Source organism: Microbacterium bandirmense (assembly GCF_037204185.1).
In the GTDB taxonomy this organism is placed as follows: Bacteria; Actinomycetota; Actinomycetes; order Actinomycetales; family Microbacteriaceae; genus Microbacterium; species Microbacterium bandirmense.
The window spans coordinates 26,762-43,866 of record NZ_JBBDGM010000009.1; the positions used below are offsets into that span (position 1 = coordinate 26,762).

Consider the following 17,105-nt stretch of genomic DNA (forward strand, 5'->3'; position numbering starts at 1 on the left):
AAGCCGTCGGGAGTGGGCGTTCGCCCAGCGCGGATCACTCCGCGGGGGCCTGCTCGCCATCTTCCGGCGCGTCGGTGGCGCGATCGAGACCGATCACGACGGTCAGCTGCGGCTGATCGGTGTCGTTCATGCCCGCGTAGAAGTCGCTCTGCTGCACCTCTGCCCCTCCGAGCACCTCGGCGACCCCGAGGGCTGCGGCCTCGTCGGCGGCTTCGACGTAGAACACCGTCGTCTTCTCGAACTCCTGGCTCGATCCCTCGCTGCCGAAGACGCCGTCTTCCGGCCATCCCTCGGCCAGCAGCGCCTCGCGCGTCGACGCCACCAGTCCGCCCTCGGGTGTCGCGTTCAGGATCAGCACACGGTAGGAGGTGTCGACCTCGGGAGCCGTGCCCTGCGTCTGCTGCGGAACGCTGAGGGCGGCCTCGTCAGGGCCGAACGAGATGCGGTCCATCATGACCAGCGAGACGAAGATGCCGCCGACGATGAGCACCAGCGCGACGGCCGCCGACCACAGCAAGACGACGAAGCCGTTCATGCCGGGCTGCTCGGCACGGTGCGCGCCGACGCGTCCGGACGTGCGGGGGATGTCGTCGAAACGGTCATGTGGGGGCTTTGACACCCCTCGATGCTAGCGGGGCGACCCCGAGAATCCGCACCGAGCGACCGGGCGGCGCGTCAGCCGGCGAAACCCCGCATGCGCGCCGTGCGCTGCGCACCGCGCGCGTCGCGCAGCCGGCGCAGGCGGCGCACCAGGAGCGGATCGAACTGCAGGGCCTGCTCGGTCTCGATGATGCGGCCGAGCAGCTGGTAGTACCGGGCGGGACTCATGCCCAGCTGCGTCCGGATGGTCTCCTCCTTCATGCCGCCGTGTCGCGGCCAGGCCGCTTCCAGCGTCAGGATCGCGCGATCGCGATCGGAGAGTTCCCCGAGCATGTCCTCAGGCTACGCGGCGTCGGCGCCATCACCGGCACGCCACTCCCACCACCGTCCGAGCGGATCGGCATCGGCGAGGACCTGCCCGTCGAGCGCGACGGCGAAGCCGTCGAAGTCGCCGCGATCGACGGGTGGTTGCCAGCCCTCGTGCAGACCAGGGGCGTCGATGGTGATCCACCGTGCGTCCAGGGCCCGGATGCGATCGATGAGCGCCGTCCTGGCCGAGCGCGGCAGATACACGAGCATGCCGGGCGTCGTGACGACCAGCGTCGCATCGCGCGGTGCGACGGCCACGAGCTCATCGAGTCGCTCGGCCGCGTCGCCGGCGCGCAGCAGTGGCGGGTCCTCGGCCGCGATGCGCATCGCGGCCTCGATCCGCGTGGCGCGCTCGTGCTCCCCCGGCCAGATCAGCGACCGCATCCACTCGCGATCGGCGGCGTCGCGCACGTCGACGGGCGCCAGGTCGATGCCGCCGCGCCACACCACCTCGGGCATCCTCAGCGGTGGCATGGCCCCGCGCACGACACTGGTCAGCACGACGTCGGAGGGGCCTTCGTCGGGGTCGAGACGACCGCGCTCCGCACCGTCGTCGCCGATGAACCGGTAGGAGTACCGATCGGGGTACAGGCACAGTCCGGCCGCCGCACCGAGCTCGAGCAGGGCGAGCGGGCCCTCGATCCGGCCCAGCGCCGGCAGCAGGGCGGCCAGGCGCAGCGGCTCGTTGGTCTGCACGGTGCGGCTCTGGCATCCGTCGACCAGCGCGGCGGCGTGCTCGAGCATGAACCCGCGCCACTCGGGGTACGGAGCGAGAGGCGCTCCCAGCATCCGACTGACCGCGAAGACCAGCGGCGGCTGCCGATCCTGCGGGCTGATCTGCTCCAACAGCGTCAGCATCTCAGCATCCGCCGCGATCCCCGCCGCCCACGCGGCGTACAGCGCGCTGCGGCCCGGCGCCTCGTGCTCGGCGAACCGGGTGTAGCGCTCGCGCACGGCATCCGTCATGCTCCCATTCTCGCCGACGCATCCCGGCGCCACCGGCGCCGAACCGGTGGAGAATAGAGGCATGTCGTACAGCGTGAACAAGACGGATGCCGAGTGGCGGGCCGAACTCGGCGATGACCAGTACGCGGTGCTGCGCACCGCCGCGACCGAGCGCCCGTGGACCGGCGAGCTGCTCGACGAGAAGCGCGACGGCCTCTACACCTGCGGCGCCTGCGGGGCAGAGCTGTTCCGCAGCGGCACCAAGTTCGATTCGGGATGCGGCTGGCCGAGCTTCTACGAGTCGGTGCGCCCAGAGGCCGTGGAACTCATCGAGGACCGCTCGCTGGGCATGGAGCGCACCGAGGTGCGCTGTGCTGCCTGCGGCTCGCACCTCGGCCATGTGTTCCCCGACGGGTTCGGCACGCCCACGGGCGACCGGTACTGCATGAACTCGATCGCGCTGAACTTCACACCCGACAAGTGACCGCCCTCGAATCGGTGCTGCGGCGCACCTCGTGGTCGAAGGTCACCGACGAGGCGCCCACACATGAGCAGCTGGTGCCGTTGGTCGAGGCCGCCGGACGCGTCGCCGATCACTCCTCGCTGCGACCATGGCGGCTGATCGAACTGCGTGGTGACGACCGGCTGGTGCTCGGAGAGGCGCTGGCGAGTGCCGCGGGCGACGACAAGCCCTCGACGAAGCCGCTGCGCGCTTCGCTGCTGATCGCGATCGTCGCGTCGTACCGCGCCAGCGAGAAAGTGCCGCGCTGGGAGCAGGAGGCCGTCGCATCCGGGGTGGCGCACACGCTCAGCCTGCTGCTCGATGAGGCCGGCTGGGGCGTCATCTGGCGCACCGGTGGACTCACCCGCTCGGCGCAGGTCGCGCACGCACACGGACTCGGTGAGAACGAGGAGCTGCTCGGCTGGCTCTACGTCGGCGGCAGGCCCGAGGGCAAGGATGCCGGTCGGCGCAAGCCGGTCGATGTCGACGCCGTGCTGAGTCGGATGCCTGCGCCGGGCGCGACCGACGACGCTGCTCTCCAGAAGCTCGAGAAGCCCAAGAAGGACAAGAAGGATAAGAAGCGCGCGAAGCAGGACAAGAAGCGTGCGAAGAAGGCGAAGAAGCGCGCGAAGGCCGACAAGAAGCCGAAGGGCTGAGACGCGTCAGCGTCGTCGCGGCAGCGCGACGACGACGGATGCCACGGCGACGACGATCATCGCGATGAGCTGCCACAGGGCAGGCCCCGCCTCCACCGGCCAGAGCAGGTCGATCGCGATGGATGCCGTCAGCTGGCCGAGCACGCTGCCGAGCCCGAGCAGCAGCACGCCGGTGTGCGGCACCAGCCACGCGCCGAGCAGGATGTAGGCGAAGCCGAGCAGGCCGCCGACATACAGCCACGGCTCGGTCGGCAGAGCGGCGGGCATGCCGGTGATTGCGATGCTGGCGCCGCTCGCGACGAGCAGCACGGTCGTGCCGGCGATGAAGCTCATGAGTGTCGCGGTGATCGGCGAGGCCGTGGCGCGTGCGAGGCGCCCGTTCGCCCCGGCCTGCCAGGCGATGCCGGCGCCCGCGAGGAACGGCAGCAGAAGCAGCCAGAGCGGAGCGGTGGCGAGCACATCACCGCCCAGCGAGATCGCGACCGCGACCAATGCGAGCGCTCCTCCGATGACGCGGCCTGGTGTGACCGCGACGACGCCGGAGGGACCGAAGCCGATGCGGTCGAGCAGCAGACCGTGCAGCGTCTGCCCTGCGACGACGCCGACGGTGAACAGCGAGACTCCGAGCACCCCGGCGACCAGCCCCTGCGTCGAGACGGTCAGCGCGCCGCAGGTTCCCCCCAGCAGCATCCAGAACGGGATCGTGCGTGATCGGATGCCCGTGGCCAGACGCGTCACTCCGGCTCGTGCCGAGGGGATGACGGGGATGACGATGAGCAGGAACGCGAGCCCGACGGCGAACGAGATGAGGCCGGCGACGATGCCGTCGCCGATCCGCACTCCGAGAACACCGTTGATGCGGGCTTGCACTGCCGTCATGATGCCGATGCTGACCGCTCCGCCGAGGGCGACCCAGGTGGGCAGGTGGCGCTTCTCGGTCATCCTGGCAACATTACCCGTGCGGCGATGAAGCTCCCCGATGTGGGTGGGGGTCATTACGCTGGCCGCATGTGCGCGAGCTACGGGCTGGATCCCCGGTTCACCGATGCCGAGCTGCTGGCCGAGGCCGATGAGGCTGTGCTGGACGGGCTGCGGTCGTGGGCGCAGCAGAACGCCGGCGAGACACTGCGACCCACCGGCAAGAACCTGCGCAACGTCAACCCGCTGGTGACGGCGGGCGAGGGTGGCGCCACGCTCGAGTCGGCGTGGTGGGGGTACCTCGTCGACGGCGCCCCGGCGAAGTTCCCCTCGATCAACACCCGCTCCGAGCGTCTGCAGGATCGCCCGGGCGGTCTGCGCTCCCGTGCCCTCGTGCCGGCGACCGGCTGGTACGAGATGCAGAAGCCCGATCGCGTCTGGCACGAGTTCGGACTCGGCCCCGGCGTGCTGTTCGGCATGGCCGCCGTCACCCAGCGCGGGCGCACGCCCGACGGCGAGTGGACGACGTGCTACTCGATCGTCATGCGTCCGTCACCCGCGCACCTCGCCGGAATCCACGATCGGATACCCGTGCTGATCCCGACTGCTTTCGCCGACGACTGGCTGACCGGCGAGCCGTCCCGCGAGCTCATCGATGCGGCCCTGACGGCCGCCGAGACGCTCGACGAGCGGGTCAGCGCCGCCGCCCGCCCCGATGACAAGGGCGAGGGGATGCTGTTCTGAGAGCCGACTACGGGACTCGAACCCGTAACCCCCGTATTACAAGTACGGTGCGCTACCAATTGCGCCAAGTCGGCGAGGGCCGCCACAGGCGGACCGTCACAAGCATAGTCACGGCGCGGGCGTCTCCCGCACCCCGCGTCAGGACTTCGGGGCGGGGGTGGCCTGATCGGTGGGCACCGGCGTCGGGGTGGGCGTCGGCTGGGTCGCCCCGAAGTACTCGTCACTGGCGGTGGTGAGCACGAACTGCGAGAACTCCGCCGGGTCGCCCATGGCCCCCACGTACGCCTTGCCCTCGACGACGACCAGCGCTTCGTTGTTGAGCTTGAGATCGTTCGAGCCGGGCAGCGGACCCTCCAGGGCGCGCGCCGTGGCATCCTTCGCCCACTTCACGAAGTCCTGCCCCTCGATGCACTCGCGCACCTTCTTGGCGTCGCTGACGCCGACCGCGACGGCCAGGTCGGCCAGCTGCACGTCGGTGCGACCGTTCGTGTCGATCTCGGGCTGGTCGGCCAGCAGCTCGTGGTTGTAGTCGTAGAACTGATCCTGCGAGTACGTCGCGACGCAGGCTGCCGCCGATGCGGCCCGCAGCGAGTACTTGGTGCCGTTCGAGCTCGCGGTCAGCAGCGCCACCGGGTGATACGTGACGGTGACGGCTCCCTGCTCGATCCAGGTCGCCAGCTGACGGGCGTTGGCGCGCTCGAACTCGGCGGCACCGGTCGAGAGGTAGTCGACGTAGACGTGGATCTCGGTGGGTTCACTGGCCGTCGCGGTCGGGTCGGGGGTCGGCGTCGACGACGCACCCGCCTCGGATGCCGATGGAGTCGGGGTCGGCGTCGCTCCGGTGCCGGCGGCGAGGGTGACCTCGTTCACGGTCACGCCGTCATCGTCCATGCCGCTCGGGCTGAGCTCGGGCTTCGACATCGACGAGCCGACGGCGTACGCGACGGCCGCACCGATGGATCCGACGGCGACGATCGCGACGAGTCCGATGATGATCCGTCGCACCAGGCGGGCTCGGGACTGCTGAGCCTGCACCTGCTGTGCTTTCTGCCTCACCGCATCGCGGGTGTTGCGCGCGGCGGGGACGTTCGGCGTTTCGTCGCTCGACATCGTTCCTCTTGAAGATCGGGTGGGACGGGTGCTCCCGCGGCCGCGGAGTAGCGCGGCACCGGGTTCGATGGTAACGAGGCAGCCTGAGAAATACCCAGACGCCCGCGGCCGTGCCATACTGATCTCGACCCGATGGCGGGTCACGGCGGGGGTTCCCCACCGCTTCCATCACAACGGATCGTCCGGCACGTACCTGCCGGTGAAGGAGAAATCAATGGCAACCGTGACTTTCGACGACGCCACCCGCCTCTACCCCGGCGGCTCCCGCCCCGCGGTCGACAAGCTGAACATCGAGATCGCCGACGGCGAGTTCCTGGTTCTTGTCGGCCCCTCCGGTTGCGGTAAGTCCACATCGCTGCGCATGCTCGCCGGCCTCGAAGAGGTCAACGGCGGCCGCATCCTGATCGGTGACCGCGACGTCACCGACGTGCCACCGAAGGACCGCGACATCGCGATGGTGTTCCAGAACTACGCGCTGTACCCGCACATGACCGTCGCCGAGAACATGGGCTTCGCGCTCAAGATCGCCGGTGTCGGCAAGGAGGAGCGTGCACAGCGCGTGCTCGAGGCGGCCAAGCTCCTCGACCTTGAGGAGTACCTGAACCGCAAGCCGAAGGCCCTCTCGGGTGGCCAGCGTCAGCGTGTCGCCATGGGCCGCGCGATCGTGCGTCAGCCGCAGGTGTTCCTCATGGACGAGCCGCTGTCGAACCTCGACGCCAAGCTGCGCGTGCAGACCCGCACCCAGATCGCGTCGCTGCAGCGTCGCCTCGGTGTCACCACCGTCTACGTCACCCACGACCAGACCGAGGCCCTCACCATGGGCGACCGGATCGCCGTGCTGAAGGACGGCATCCTGCAGCAGGTCGGCACGCCCCGCGACCTGTACGAGACCCCGAGCAACGTGTTCGTCGCCGGCTTCATCGGCTCGCCCGCGATGAACCTCTTCGAGGTCCCCCTCACCGAGGGCGGCGTGCAGTTCGGCACCAAGTCGGTCGCCACCGAGACCGCAGCCGTCACCAAGGCGCACGGCAGCACGGTCACCGTCGGCATCCGCCCCGAGGACATCATCGTCGCCCCCGAGGACGGCCAGGGTCTCACGGTCACGGTCGACCTCGTCGAGGAGCTCGGCGCGGACGGCTACCTGTACGGCCACACCGATGTCAACGGCAAGCGCATCGACCTGGTCGCGCGCGTCGACGGCCGTCGTCACCCGATGGCCGGCGACACCGTCGTGCTGGCGCCGGTTCCCGGCCACGTGCACCTGTTCGACATCGAGACGGGCGAGCGCCTGAACGAGCAGCCGGTCGTCTCGGCCTGACATTCGACACTCGACGGCGCGGGTCGACCTTCACGGTCGCCCCGCGCCGTCGCCGTTCGCGGCGGGGCCCGCGCCGACCTGGGAGGACGCATGACGCAGGAATCGCTGCGGATCACGGCCAGTGCCATCGACCCCGGGTTGCTGTCGCTGCCGTGGTCGACACCGCTGAGCAAATGGCCCTCCGAGCACATCGTGTCGCTGCCGAAGGGGCTCTCGCGCCACCTGGTGCGCTTCGCCGATCTGTCGGGCCGCGTCGTCGCCGTCAAGGAGACGACGGCCGAGATGGCACAGCGCGAGTACGAGATGCTCGGCAATCTGGCAGGGCACGATGTGCCGTGCGTCAGTCGCGTCGCGGTGATCGCGGGTCGCACCGACGATGACGGCAAGGCGCTGCCCGCGGCGCTGGTGACGTCTCACCTGCGCTTCTCGATGCCCTACCGCGCGCTGTTCACGCAGGTGCTCCGGCCCGATACGGCGACCCGTCTGGTCGATGCCCTCGCGCTGCTGCTGGTGCGGCTGCACAACGTGGGCTTCTACTGGGGTGATGTGTCGCTGTCGAACACGCTGTTCCGCCGCGACGCCGGTGCGTTCGCGGCGTACCTGGTGGATGCCGAGACGGGCGAACTGCACGAGGAGGGCCTGACCGACGGTCAGCGGGCCTACGACCTCGATCTGGCGCGCACCAACATCGCCGGCGAGATCATGGACCTCGCCGCCGGCGGACGCCTCGAACGCGGCCTGGACGCGCTTGAGATCGCCGATGGCATCGTGTCGTCGTACCGGTCGCTGTGGGCGGCGCTCACCGATGAGGAGTCGTTCTCGACCGACGAGGCCTGGCGCATCACCGAGCGCGTCGAGAAGCTGAACGCGCTGGGCTTCGACATCGATGAGATGTCGATGGTCACGACCCCTGACGGCACCTCGGTGCGCATCCAGCCGAAAGTCGTCGACGCCGGCCATCACCAGCGGCGCCTGATCCGCCTGACCGGCCTCGACGTCGAGGAGAACCAGGCACGACGTCTGCTGAACGACCTCGACCAGTTCCGGGTGCGCTCGAAGAAGGATCTGGCCGACGAGGAGATGTACGCGCACGAATGGCTCACCCGGGTGTTCGAGCCCGTCGTGCGCGCCATTCCCTACGACCTGCGCGCCAAGCTCGAGCCCGCCGAGGTCTACCACCAGGTGCTCGAGCACCGGTGGTACCTCTCCCAGGCGCAGGGGCGCTCGGTGCCCCTGGCCGAGGTGCTCACCAGCTACATCAACGACGTGCTGCGGCATCGGCGCGACGAGGCGACGATCATGGGCCCGCCCACCGAGACGATGGGTCTGCCCGTGGTGACCGGCGCTGTGCCGGTCTCCGACGACACTGCCGCCATCGACTGGCGTGACCTGGTCTGAGGCTAGTACCCGACGGCGAAGTTCTCCCGGCTGTGCCTCGGGTTCTCGATCTCGTCGACGAACGCGACGCCGAGGTCCGGACCGGAGATGTACGAGTCGCCATTGTCGTCGGTCACCATGACAGGACCGCCATCGCGGTACGCTCCCGTGCGCTCGCCCGGCGCCCAGTTGCCGAAGCCGCCGGCGGGGTGGATGAAGAACCAGTCGCGTCCGCTGGTGTCGGCCTGCAGGTCTTCGAGCACGCCGATCGCCTCCGAGGCCTCGGCCTTGAACTCTTCCGGGAATCCGGAGTCGATCAAGCGCGGTCCATCCGGGGCGATCAGGCTGCCGCCGGCACCGCCGACCACACCGACCCGCACGTTCTCGGGGAGGGCTGCGACGAGTTCGGCCGTCGCGGGACGCACCTTGCCGACCATGTCGCCGCGCGGGGAGAGCGCCTGGATCACGACCTCGGCCTCGTCGATCTGCTCGAGCAGGCCCGGCACGTCGAGGATGTTCCCCTCGAGGTACACCGCCCCCTCCACGCGCTCAGCCGGAACCGAGCGCGCCACGGAGATCACCGAGTGCCCGCGGCTCACCGCCTCGCGGACGATGTGCGATCCGGCGTAGCCGGTTCCTCCGATGACGACGATGCGAGACATGTGCTTCCTTCCGATCTGCGGACGCTGACATCCGGTACAAGTCGAAAGCGAGCCGGGCTTATTCCCCGGCGCGGATGGTCGCGACCTGGTACAGCGCGACGGATGCCGCGATGCCGGCGTTCAGCGATTCGGTGGCGGACGAGATAGGGATCGACACGATCTGGTCGCAGTTCTCGGTGACCAGGCGCGAGAGGCCCTTGCCCTCCGACCCGACCACGATCACGACCGGACGGTCGGCGAGCTCGAGCGCGGGCAGCGCCACGTCTCCCCCGCCGTCGAGGCCGAGCACGAACACGCCCTGCTTCTTGAACTCCTTCAGCTGGGTGGTGAGGTTCGCGACCAGGGCCACCGGCAGGCGCGCGGCGGCACCCGCGCTGGTCTTCCACGCGGCGGAGTTGACGCTCGCCGATCGGCGCTGCGGCAGGATGATGCCGTGGCCGCCGAAGGCGGCGGTCGACCGGATGATCGCACCGAGGTTGCGCGGGTCGGTGATGCCGTCGAGCGCGATGAACAGCGGGGTCTCGCCGCGGTCGATCACCTGCTCGAGCAGGTCCTGCGGGTGCGCGTACTCGTAGGGCGGCACCTTCAGCGCGACGCCCTGGTGCACGCCGTCGAACCCTGCCATGCGGTCGAGCTCCTGGCGGGTGACCTCGAGCACCGGGATCTCTCGGTGACGCGCGATCGAGAGCATCTCCTTGACCCGGTCGTCCATCTCGACGCGCTGCGCGATGTACATCGCGGTCGCGGGGATCTTGGTGCGCAGCGCCTCGAGCACCGAGTTGCGACCGGTGACGGTCTCGGTGTCGTCGCTCTGCTTCGCCCGACCCTGGCGGTTCGGGTTCGAGCCCTGACCGCCGCGGCCGCCGCCGGAACCGGACGGTCGGCCCTTACCGCCCGCGGCGGCATAGCGCTCCGCCGCGGCCTTGCGCTTGCCGGCGACGTGCCAACTGCGGTCCTCCGCCTTCGGCGTCGGGCCGCGGCCCTCGAGCGCCTTGCGCCCGAGACCGCCGGTGCCCTTGCTGGCGCCCTTCTTCTTGCTGTTGCCCGCTCCGGGGCGACCTGGCTTAGCCATCGATACTCCAATGAGTTCCGGCCGGAGTGTCCTCCAGCGTGATTCCTGCGGCGGCGATCGCATCCCTGATGCGATCGGCCGCTGCCCAGTCCTTGTCGGCGCGCGCCTGCGCGCGCTGCGAGATCATCGTCTGCACGAGGGTGCCGAGAGCGGATGCTGTGGCGTCCGTCCCGGTCATGACGGCCGGCGACGGGCCATCGAGTCCGAGGATCTCCAGCATCGAGGCCACCGCGCGCGCCGCTTCCGTGGCGGCTTCGAGATCATCGCCGTCCAGCGCGGTATTGGCGGCACGCACGGTCTCGTGCAGCACGGCCAGGGCCTGGGGCACCCCCAGGTCGTCGTCCATGGCCAGCGCGAAGGCCTCCGGGACGGTTCCGGGCGTCACGGCCGCCGGATCGGCACCGGTCGCGCGAAGCACCCGCTGTCGCATGGTCTCGATTCGCGCAAGGGCGGCTTCCGCCTCGGACCACGACGACTCCGAGAGGTCGAGACTCGAGCGGTAGTGCGCGGCGGCGAGCGCGTAGCGCACGACGAGAGGGTCGTGCTGCGCGAGAACGTCGGATGCCAGGGTGAAGTTGCCCAGCGACTTCGACATCTTCTGCCCGTTCACGGTCACCAAGCCGTTGTGCACCCAGTACTGGGCGAAGCCGTCACCGGCGGCTGTGGACTGCGCGAGCTCGTTCTCGTGATGCGGGAAGCGCAGATCGAGCCCGCCGCCGTGGATGTCGAACTCCGCACCGAGGTAGCGGCGCGACATCGCCGAGCACTCGATGTGCCAGCCGGGGCGGCCGGTGCCCCAGGGCGACGCCCACGTGGCATCCGCCGGCTCGTCCGCCTTCGCCCCCTTCCACAGCGCGAAGTCCTGCGGCGTGCGCTTTCCGCGCGGATCCGCGTCGGCAGCCGCCTCCATGTCGTCGACCGACTGGCGCGTCAGCTCGCCGTAGGCGGGCCAGGAGCGCACGTCGAAGTACACGTCGCCCGAGCCATCGGATGCCGGGTACGCATGGCCCTTCTCGATGAGCCGGGCGATGAGCTCGTGGATCTGCGGGATGAACCCGGTCGCCCGAGGCTCATAGGTCGGCGGAAGGATGCCGATCGCGGCATACGCCTGCGAGAACTCCATCTCCATCCGATACGCCAGCGCCCACCACGGCTCGGACTCGGTGGCGTTCTGCAGCACCTTGTCGTCGATGTCGGTGACGTTGCGCACGAAGGTGACGCGTCCATAGCGATACTCGAGCCAGCGACGCAGCAGATCGAAGCTCAGTGCCGCGCGGACGTGCCCGATGTGCGGACCGGACTGCACGGTCGGTCCACACACGTACATCGTCACGTTCGAGGCGTCGAGCGGGACGAAGTCGCGCAGCTGCTGCGCGCGGGTGTCATGGAGCCGGAGAGTCACCGTCCTAGCGTACCGGGGTGCCCGTGCGTCACACCTGTGGGATCACCAGTGCCACGGCGGTGACGGCGATGCCCTCTCCGCGACCGGTGAAGCCCAGACCGTCGGTGGTGGTGGCCGCAACGCTCACGGGGGCGCCGCCGAGCGCGGCCGACAGCACGGCCTCGGCCTCGGCGCGTCGGGCGCTGAAGCGGGGCCGGTTGCCCTGGAACTGCACGGACACGTTGCCGATCGCGAAGCCGGCTTCCGCCAGCATCTGGGCTGTGCGGGCGAGGAAGACGTCGGCGTGCGCCCCGGCGTACTCCGGGTGCGCGGTGCCGAAGTGCTGGCCGATGTCGCCGAGCCCGGCAGCACCCAGCAGCGCATCGACCATCGCGTGAGCGACGGCGTCGCCGTCGGAGTGCCCGGACAGTGCCGACTCCCCCGGCCACTCGAGCCCCGCCAGCCAGAGGTCTCCCTCGCCGCCGAAGGCGTGCACGTCGGTGCCGACGCCGACGCGGGGTGCGTGCGACGGGCTCAGGGACCCGTTTGTTGAACCGAGCAGCATGCACGCCCTCTCCAGATCGGACGGAGTGGTGATCTTGAAGGCCCGCTCGGACCCGGCGATGCTGCGCACCACGCCGCCTGCTGCGGCGAACAGCGCGGCGTCGTCGGTGTGCTCCTCGCCGGCAGCCTTCGCCCTGGCATACGCCGCCTCGAGTGCAGCGCGGGGAAAGCCCTGTGGTGTCTGCGCGGCCGCGAGCACGGAGCGGTCGACGACGCCGACGACGTCGTCTCCGTCGACCTGCTTGAGGGTGTCGACCACCGCAAGGGCCGGGATGACACCGGCATCCGACACCGCGGCGGCGACAGCGTCGATCAACGGGGCCGGCGTGAGCGCCCTGGCCGCATCGTGCACCAGCACGGTCGTGATCTGCGCGCCGAGCGCGGCGAGTCCCGCCGCCACCGACCGCTGCCGGGTGGCTCCCCCGGTCACGACACCGGCGAGCGGGCGCCTCTCCCCGGCGGATGCCGCGATCTCAGCATCCACGACACCCTCATGGCCGGCGGGGGCGACCACGACGACCTGCATCGGAGCGGCGGCGAAGACGCCGTCGAGGGCGTGCCCCAGCACCGTGCGGCCACCGACGTGGACGAGCGCCTTGGGTGCGCCAGCGCCCAGGCGGGTGCCGGATCCGGCTGCGACGATGATGATCGCGGTCGTGGGGGCGTCGGAATGCGAGGTCACGTGCTCACGCTACCCAGTCCGCGCGCGACGAGCAGAACGTGACACGTGTCGACGCCGTCGATCCGGACGTGAAGACGAGAAGGGCGGATGCCTCAGCATCCGCCCTTCTCGAACTCCGGTCGATCGCACTCAGGAGGCGAGCACCTCATCGAGCAGCTCTCCGGCCTTGTCCTCGTCGATCTTCTCGGCGAGCGCCAGCTCGGAGACGAGGATCTGGCGAGCCTTCGCCAGCATCCGCTTCTCGCCGGCGGACAGGCCGCGGTCCTGATCGCGGCGCCACAGGTCGCGCACGACCTCGCTCACCTTGATGACGTCACCCGACGCGAGCTTCTCCAGGTTCGCCTTGTAGCGGCGCGACCAGTTCGTGGGCTCTTCCGTGAACGGGGCGCGCAGCACCTCGAACACGTGGTCAAGGCCCTCCTGGCCGATCACATCGCGCACGCCGACCAGGTCGACGTTCTCAGCGGGAACCTCGATGATCAGGTCACCCTGAGTGACGTTGAGCTTCAGATACTTCTTCGTCTCGCCCTTGATCACGCGGTCCTTGACCTCGATGATCGTTGCGGCTCCGTGGTGCGGATAGACGACGGTTTCGCCAACCTCAAAAAGCATAAAAACGTGTCCTTTCGGCAATCTCCAGGATACCACAGCCGTTATGTACTAAGGTTCGCGCCGACGCGGTTCCGACGGCCGTCCAACCGGTCCCGGATGCCCACGCGCGACCCACTAGACTGGACGTCGACACCCGTCGCATCTCAGGAGGATCCGTGAACTCGCGCTCTGCTGCGTCCCTCGCTCCGCGCCTCATCGCCGCCGTCGCCCTCAGCGCGGCCGTCGCGCTGGGCACCACCGGCTGCACGTTCATCACGAACCAGTCCACGACCATCCCCTACTCCCCGTCCGACGGCGTCAGCGTGAACGAGACCGGCGGCGACATCATCGTGCGCAACGCCATGGTCATCGCCACCGAAGACGGCTCCGTCGGCAACCTCGTCGGGGTGTTCGTCAACCAGGGCGACAAGAGCGGCCGCATCAACATCGACATCGCCGACACCACGTTGACCGTGCGTGTGCCCGCAGGCGAGCGCGTCAGCCTGGGCGCCGACACCGACCCGCTGCCGATCGAGAACCTCGGCGTCAAGCCCGGCGCCAACGTCGAGGCGCTGTTCGTCTCCGGCGACGGTGAGGCCGTGCCCACCGCGGTCCCCGTGCTCGACGGCACACTGCCCGAGTACGCAGACCTCGCACCCACCGTCGAGGAATGATCCTCGCATCCGACTTCCTGCAGTGAAGGCCGACCCCGTGCAGGGTCGGCCTTCACCGTTTTCGTGATCGTCGGCTCTCGCTCAGCCCTCGAACCGGTAGCCCAGCCCGCGCACCGTCACCAGCATCACCGGGTCGCTCGGGTTCTCCTCGATGCGCGAGCGGATGCGCTTGATGTGCACGTCGAGCGTCTTCGTGTCGCCGAAGTAGTCGCTGCCCCAGACGCGATCAATGAGCTGCCCGCGGGTGAGCACACGCCCTGAGTTGCGCATCAGCACCTCGAGCAGCTCGAACTCCTTCAGCGGCATGCTGATCTCCGAGCCGTCCACCGCGACCGCATGCCGGTCGATGTCAAGTGTGACACGGCCCCCCTCGAGTACGCGCTCGTCGATCTCGGCCTCGGCCTGACCGACCCGGCGCAGCACGGCCCGCATACGGGCGAGCAGCTCGCGCGACGAGTACGGCTTGGTGATGTAGTCGTCGGCGCCCAGCTCGAGACCCACGACGATGTCGACCTCGGAGTCCTTCGCGGTGAGCATGATGATGGGCACGGTCGAGGTCTGCCGCACCTGCCGGCACACTTCGGTGCCCGGCATCCCGGGCAGCATGAGATCGAGCAGGATGACGTCGGCTCCGCGCTCGCGGAATGCGTTCAGCGCACCCGGGCCGTCTTCGCAGATCTCGACCTCGTAGCCCTCCCTGCGCAGCAGGTAGGCGAGCGGGTCGGCCAAGTCGGGCTCATCCTCGACGAGCAGGATCCGGGTCATGCGGTCTCTCCGTTTCGTGCTCCGACCGCCGTGGCGGATTTCTTGTCAGAGCGCTTCTTCTTGGCCTTCTTCTTGGCGCCCTTCTTTCCGACCGACGGCGCCTCGATACGGGGCAGCCGGATGGTGAAGGTCGATCCCTGGCCGGGCCGCGACCACAGTCGCACCTCGCCGCCGTGTCTCTGGGTCGCGTGCTTGACGATCGACAGACCGAGCCCCGTGCCGCCGGTGCGCCGGGAACGAGCCTCGTCCGCGCGATAGAAGCGCTCGAAGATGCGCTCCGCATCGGCCTCGGCGATGCCGATGCCCTGGTCGGCCACGGCGATCTCCACGACGTCACCGTCGATCTTCACCCCGATGCCGACGCTCGACCCCTTGGGCGAGTAGACGATCGCGTTGGCGATCAGGTTGCCCACGGCCTCGATGAGCACCTGAGCATCGCCGCGCACCCACGCGCCGCGATCACCACCCCTGGCCAGCGTGACACCGCCCGAATCGGCCTGCACGAGGTGCGCCTCGACCGACGACGCCACGACCTCGTCGATCGAGACCGGTTCGATCTGCGCGAGGCTCTCTGCCGCCTGCAGGCGCGACAGGCTCAGGATCCGTCCGGTGAGCTGCCCGAGCCGTCCCGCCTCGGCGGCGATGCGCGCGGCGAACACGCGCACCTGCTCGGGGTCGTCGGAGGCCGACTCGATCGCCTCGGCGAGCAGGCTGACCGAGGCGACGGGGGTCTTCAGCTCATGGCTGGTGTTGGCGACGAAGTCGGTGCGCATCTGCTCGAGTCGCTCACGCTCGGTGACATCACGGATGATCAGCAGCGTCAGCTGGGGGCCGATGCGGCTCGCCCGCGCCGAGACGAGCCGCGGGTCGAGCATCCCCCCGGCGGTGAGCCGAAGCGTCTCGGTCGCGCTGCCGCCCTCGCCGCGCACGGCGCGGACGAGCCGGCGCAGGTCGGCGTTGTCGAGCACGGCGCCGGATCGGATGCCGAAGCGCGCCGCGGCGTTGGATGTGGCGACGACCAGTCCGGAGGGGTCGAGCACACAGGCCGGATCATCCATCCCGTGCAGCACCTCGGTGACCCCGGCGGGAACCGAGGTGGAGGTCTCGTGGGCAGCCAGCATACGGATGCGATATGCCCACACGACCAGCAGCACGGTGCCAGCCCCGATGATCGCACCGATGGCGAGTGCGAACAGCGCGAACTGGGGCGAGGACATGGCTCCAGCGTACGGCCCACACGGTGGGTTGCTGGCCGTTCAGGCCGCCGTCATGCGGCAGGGGAGCTAGTATTCACGTTTCGGGCACCGTTTGTTAACCTTCGACCAAGACAATCGTGTCGACCTCGCGCGAGCGTGCCCGACCGGCACTCCACGCCCGTGCCGAGCCCCCGACGAAAGGTTGCGCGAGATGCGCCAAGTGTTCCACCAGTCCCTCGAGGATCTGCAGTCGAAGCTCACCGAGATCGCCGATCTGGTCACGATCGCGATCGAGAAGGCGACCACGGCCTTCGCCGAGAGCGATGTGGCGCTGGCCGAAGAGGTCATCGCCGACGACGCGAAGATCGACGAGCTCGCCGTGGCCCTCGACGAGCAGGCCATCGAGATCCTGGCCCGTCAGCAGCCGGTCGCCCGCGACCTGCGGATCGTGATCACGGCCCTGCGGGTGAGCGCCTCGCTGGAGCGGATGGGCGACATGGCCGAGCACATCGCCCAGCTCGCGCGCCTGCGCTTCCCCGAGCGCGCGGTGCCGAAGGGCCTGAAGGGCACGTTCCGCCGCATGGGCGAGCTCGACGTCGAGATCTCGCGCACCCTCGCCGATCTGCTGCGCACGCAGGATCTGCGCTTCGCAGACGCCATCCGCAATGCGGACGACGACGTCGACGAACTGCACGCCCGGGTGTTCGAGAAGGTGCTCAGCGACAACTGGAAGGGCGAGGCGACCGCGACGGTGGACGCCACCCTCGCCAGCCGCTACCACGAGCGCTTCGCCGACCACGCGGTGGCCGTCGCCAAGAAGGTCGTCTACCTCGCCACCGGCGACTGGGCGGTCGAGGAGGAGGACATCGCCGTCGCCGCCGAGGCTCAGATCAACCTCCCGAGGGAGGATGGTTCCCCGTCCGACGGAGCCTGACCCCGTCGAGGCCCCCTCACGCCGTCGAGGCCCCCTCTGATTCGC

The 17,105-nt window shown here is 69.5% G+C and carries 19 protein-coding genes and 1 tRNA gene; 7 read left to right on the forward strand and 13 right to left on the reverse strand.

Going from position 1 to position 17,105, the window contains the following annotated elements; translation table 11 throughout:
- Positions 1-34: 34 nt before the first annotated feature.
- Genes WDU99_RS11500 through WDU99_RS11510 form a run of 3 tightly spaced genes read right to left on the reverse strand, consistent with a single transcriptional unit; the run spans position 35 to position 1,935 of the window.
- A complete protein-coding gene (locus WDU99_RS11500; RefSeq protein ID WP_337332605.1) occupies positions 35-619 on the reverse strand; it encodes a LytR C-terminal domain-containing protein in 585 nt (194 codons plus the stop codon).
- A gap of 56 nt (positions 620-675) precedes the next feature.
- Entirely contained in the window at positions 676-933 is a 258-nt protein-coding gene (locus WDU99_RS11505; protein ID WP_337332606.1) for a DUF3263 domain-containing protein, read from the reverse strand.
- Between the two features lie 9 nt (positions 934-942).
- Entirely contained in the window at positions 943-1,935 is a 993-nt protein-coding gene (locus tag WDU99_RS11510) for a DUF2332 domain-containing protein (protein WP_337332607.1), read from the reverse strand.
- Positions 1,936-1,996: 61 nt separating this feature from the next.
- Here WDU99_RS11510 and msrB point away from each other — a divergent pair, with 61 nt between their 5' ends.
- Both msrB and WDU99_RS11520 read left to right on the forward strand, forming a co-directional pair.
- A complete protein-coding gene (msrB, locus tag WDU99_RS11515) occupies positions 1,997-2,398 on the forward strand; it encodes a peptide-methionine (R)-S-oxide reductase MsrB (protein ID WP_337332608.1) in 402 nt (133 codons plus the stop codon).
- Positions 2,395-3,072: a nitroreductase family protein gene (locus WDU99_RS11520; RefSeq protein WP_420064008.1), complete on the forward strand. Its 678-nt coding sequence runs from the start codon at positions 2,395-2,397 to the stop codon at positions 3,070-3,072. Before msrB ends, WDU99_RS11520 begins: the two co-directional genes overlap by 4 nt.
- A 6-nt stretch (positions 3,073-3,078) precedes the next feature.
- Here WDU99_RS11520 and WDU99_RS11525 read toward each other — a convergent pair whose 3' ends face one another.
- Positions 3,079-4,014, reverse strand: a complete 936-nt coding sequence (locus tag WDU99_RS11525) for a DMT family transporter (protein ID WP_337332609.1) — start codon at positions 4,012-4,014, stop codon at positions 3,079-3,081.
- A gap of 66 nt (positions 4,015-4,080) precedes the next feature.
- Between WDU99_RS11525 and WDU99_RS11530 the strand changes: the two genes are divergently transcribed.
- A complete protein-coding gene (locus WDU99_RS11530) occupies positions 4,081-4,734 on the forward strand; it encodes an SOS response-associated peptidase family protein (protein WP_337332610.1) in 654 nt (217 codons plus the stop codon).
- 1 nt (position 4,735) lies between these two features.
- On the opposite strand, the gene WDU99_RS11535 is transcribed toward WDU99_RS11530, so the two are convergent.
- A tRNA-Thr gene (locus tag WDU99_RS11535) sits at positions 4,736-4,808 on the reverse strand.
- A 64-nt stretch (positions 4,809-4,872) separates the two neighbouring features.
- On the reverse strand, positions 4,873-5,844 hold the full coding sequence (locus tag WDU99_RS11540; RefSeq protein WP_337332611.1) for a DsbA family protein: 972 nt from the start codon (positions 5,842-5,844) through the stop codon (positions 4,873-4,875).
- Between the two features lie 214 nt (positions 5,845-6,058).
- Here WDU99_RS11540 and WDU99_RS11545 point away from each other — a divergent pair, with 214 nt between their 5' ends.
- Both WDU99_RS11545 and WDU99_RS11550 read left to right on the forward strand, forming a co-directional pair.
- The gene (locus tag WDU99_RS11545; RefSeq protein WP_337332612.1) at positions 6,059-7,162 is read left to right on the forward strand and encodes an ABC transporter ATP-binding protein; all 1,104 of its coding nucleotides are present in this window, start codon (positions 6,059-6,061) and stop codon (positions 7,160-7,162) included.
- Positions 7,163-7,252: 90 nt separating this feature from the next.
- Positions 7,253-8,560, forward strand: a complete 1,308-nt coding sequence (locus WDU99_RS11550; protein WP_337332613.1) for a DUF4032 domain-containing protein — start codon at positions 7,253-7,255, stop codon at positions 8,558-8,560.
- Between the two features lie 2 nt (positions 8,561-8,562).
- On the opposite strand, the gene WDU99_RS11555 is transcribed toward WDU99_RS11550, so the two are convergent.
- The 5 genes from WDU99_RS11555 to WDU99_RS11575 form a co-directional block, all read right to left on the reverse strand.
- On the reverse strand, positions 8,563-9,201 hold the full coding sequence (locus tag WDU99_RS11555; RefSeq protein ID WP_337332614.1) for an NAD(P)-dependent oxidoreductase: 639 nt from the start codon (positions 9,199-9,201) through the stop codon (positions 8,563-8,565).
- 58 nt (positions 9,202-9,259) lie between these two features.
- On the reverse strand, positions 9,260-10,273 hold the full coding sequence (rlmB, locus tag WDU99_RS11560) for a 23S rRNA (guanosine(2251)-2'-O)-methyltransferase RlmB (RefSeq protein WP_337332615.1): 1,014 nt from the start codon (positions 10,271-10,273) through the stop codon (positions 9,260-9,262).
- Positions 10,266-11,675, reverse strand: a complete 1,410-nt coding sequence (gene cysS, locus WDU99_RS11565) for a cysteine--tRNA ligase (RefSeq protein WP_337332616.1) — start codon at positions 11,673-11,675, stop codon at positions 10,266-10,268. The genes rlmB and cysS overlap by 8 nt, the downstream gene beginning before the upstream one ends.
- A gap of 28 nt (positions 11,676-11,703) precedes the next feature.
- On the reverse strand, positions 11,704-12,900 hold the full coding sequence (gene ispD, locus WDU99_RS11570) for a 2-C-methyl-D-erythritol 4-phosphate cytidylyltransferase (protein WP_337332617.1): 1,197 nt from the start codon (positions 12,898-12,900) through the stop codon (positions 11,704-11,706).
- Positions 12,901-13,029: 129 nt separating this feature from the next.
- Positions 13,030-13,512, reverse strand: coding sequence for a CarD family transcriptional regulator (locus WDU99_RS11575; RefSeq protein WP_337332618.1), 483 nt, complete (start codon positions 13,510-13,512; stop codon positions 13,030-13,032).
- 155 nt (positions 13,513-13,667) lie between these two features.
- Between WDU99_RS11575 and WDU99_RS11580 the strand changes: the two genes are divergently transcribed.
- Positions 13,668-14,165, forward strand: a complete 498-nt coding sequence (locus WDU99_RS11580; protein WP_337332619.1) for a DNA modification methylase — start codon at positions 13,668-13,670, stop codon at positions 14,163-14,165.
- 81 nt (positions 14,166-14,246) lie between these two features.
- Here the strand turns inward: WDU99_RS11580 and WDU99_RS11585 are convergent, their stop codons facing one another.
- A complete protein-coding gene (locus tag WDU99_RS11585; RefSeq protein WP_337332620.1) occupies positions 14,247-14,930 on the reverse strand; it encodes a response regulator transcription factor in 684 nt (227 codons plus the stop codon).
- Positions 14,927-16,147: a sensor histidine kinase gene (locus WDU99_RS11590; RefSeq protein ID WP_337332621.1), complete on the reverse strand. Its 1,221-nt coding sequence runs from the start codon at positions 16,145-16,147 to the stop codon at positions 14,927-14,929. Before WDU99_RS11590 ends, WDU99_RS11585 begins: the two co-directional genes overlap by 4 nt.
- Positions 16,148-16,337: 190 nt before the next feature.
- Between WDU99_RS11590 and phoU the strand changes: the two genes are divergently transcribed.
- The gene (gene phoU, locus WDU99_RS11595) at positions 16,338-17,060 is read left to right on the forward strand and encodes a phosphate signaling complex protein PhoU (RefSeq protein WP_337332622.1); all 723 of its coding nucleotides are present in this window, start codon (positions 16,338-16,340) and stop codon (positions 17,058-17,060) included.
- Positions 17,061-17,105 lie beyond the last annotated feature (45 nt).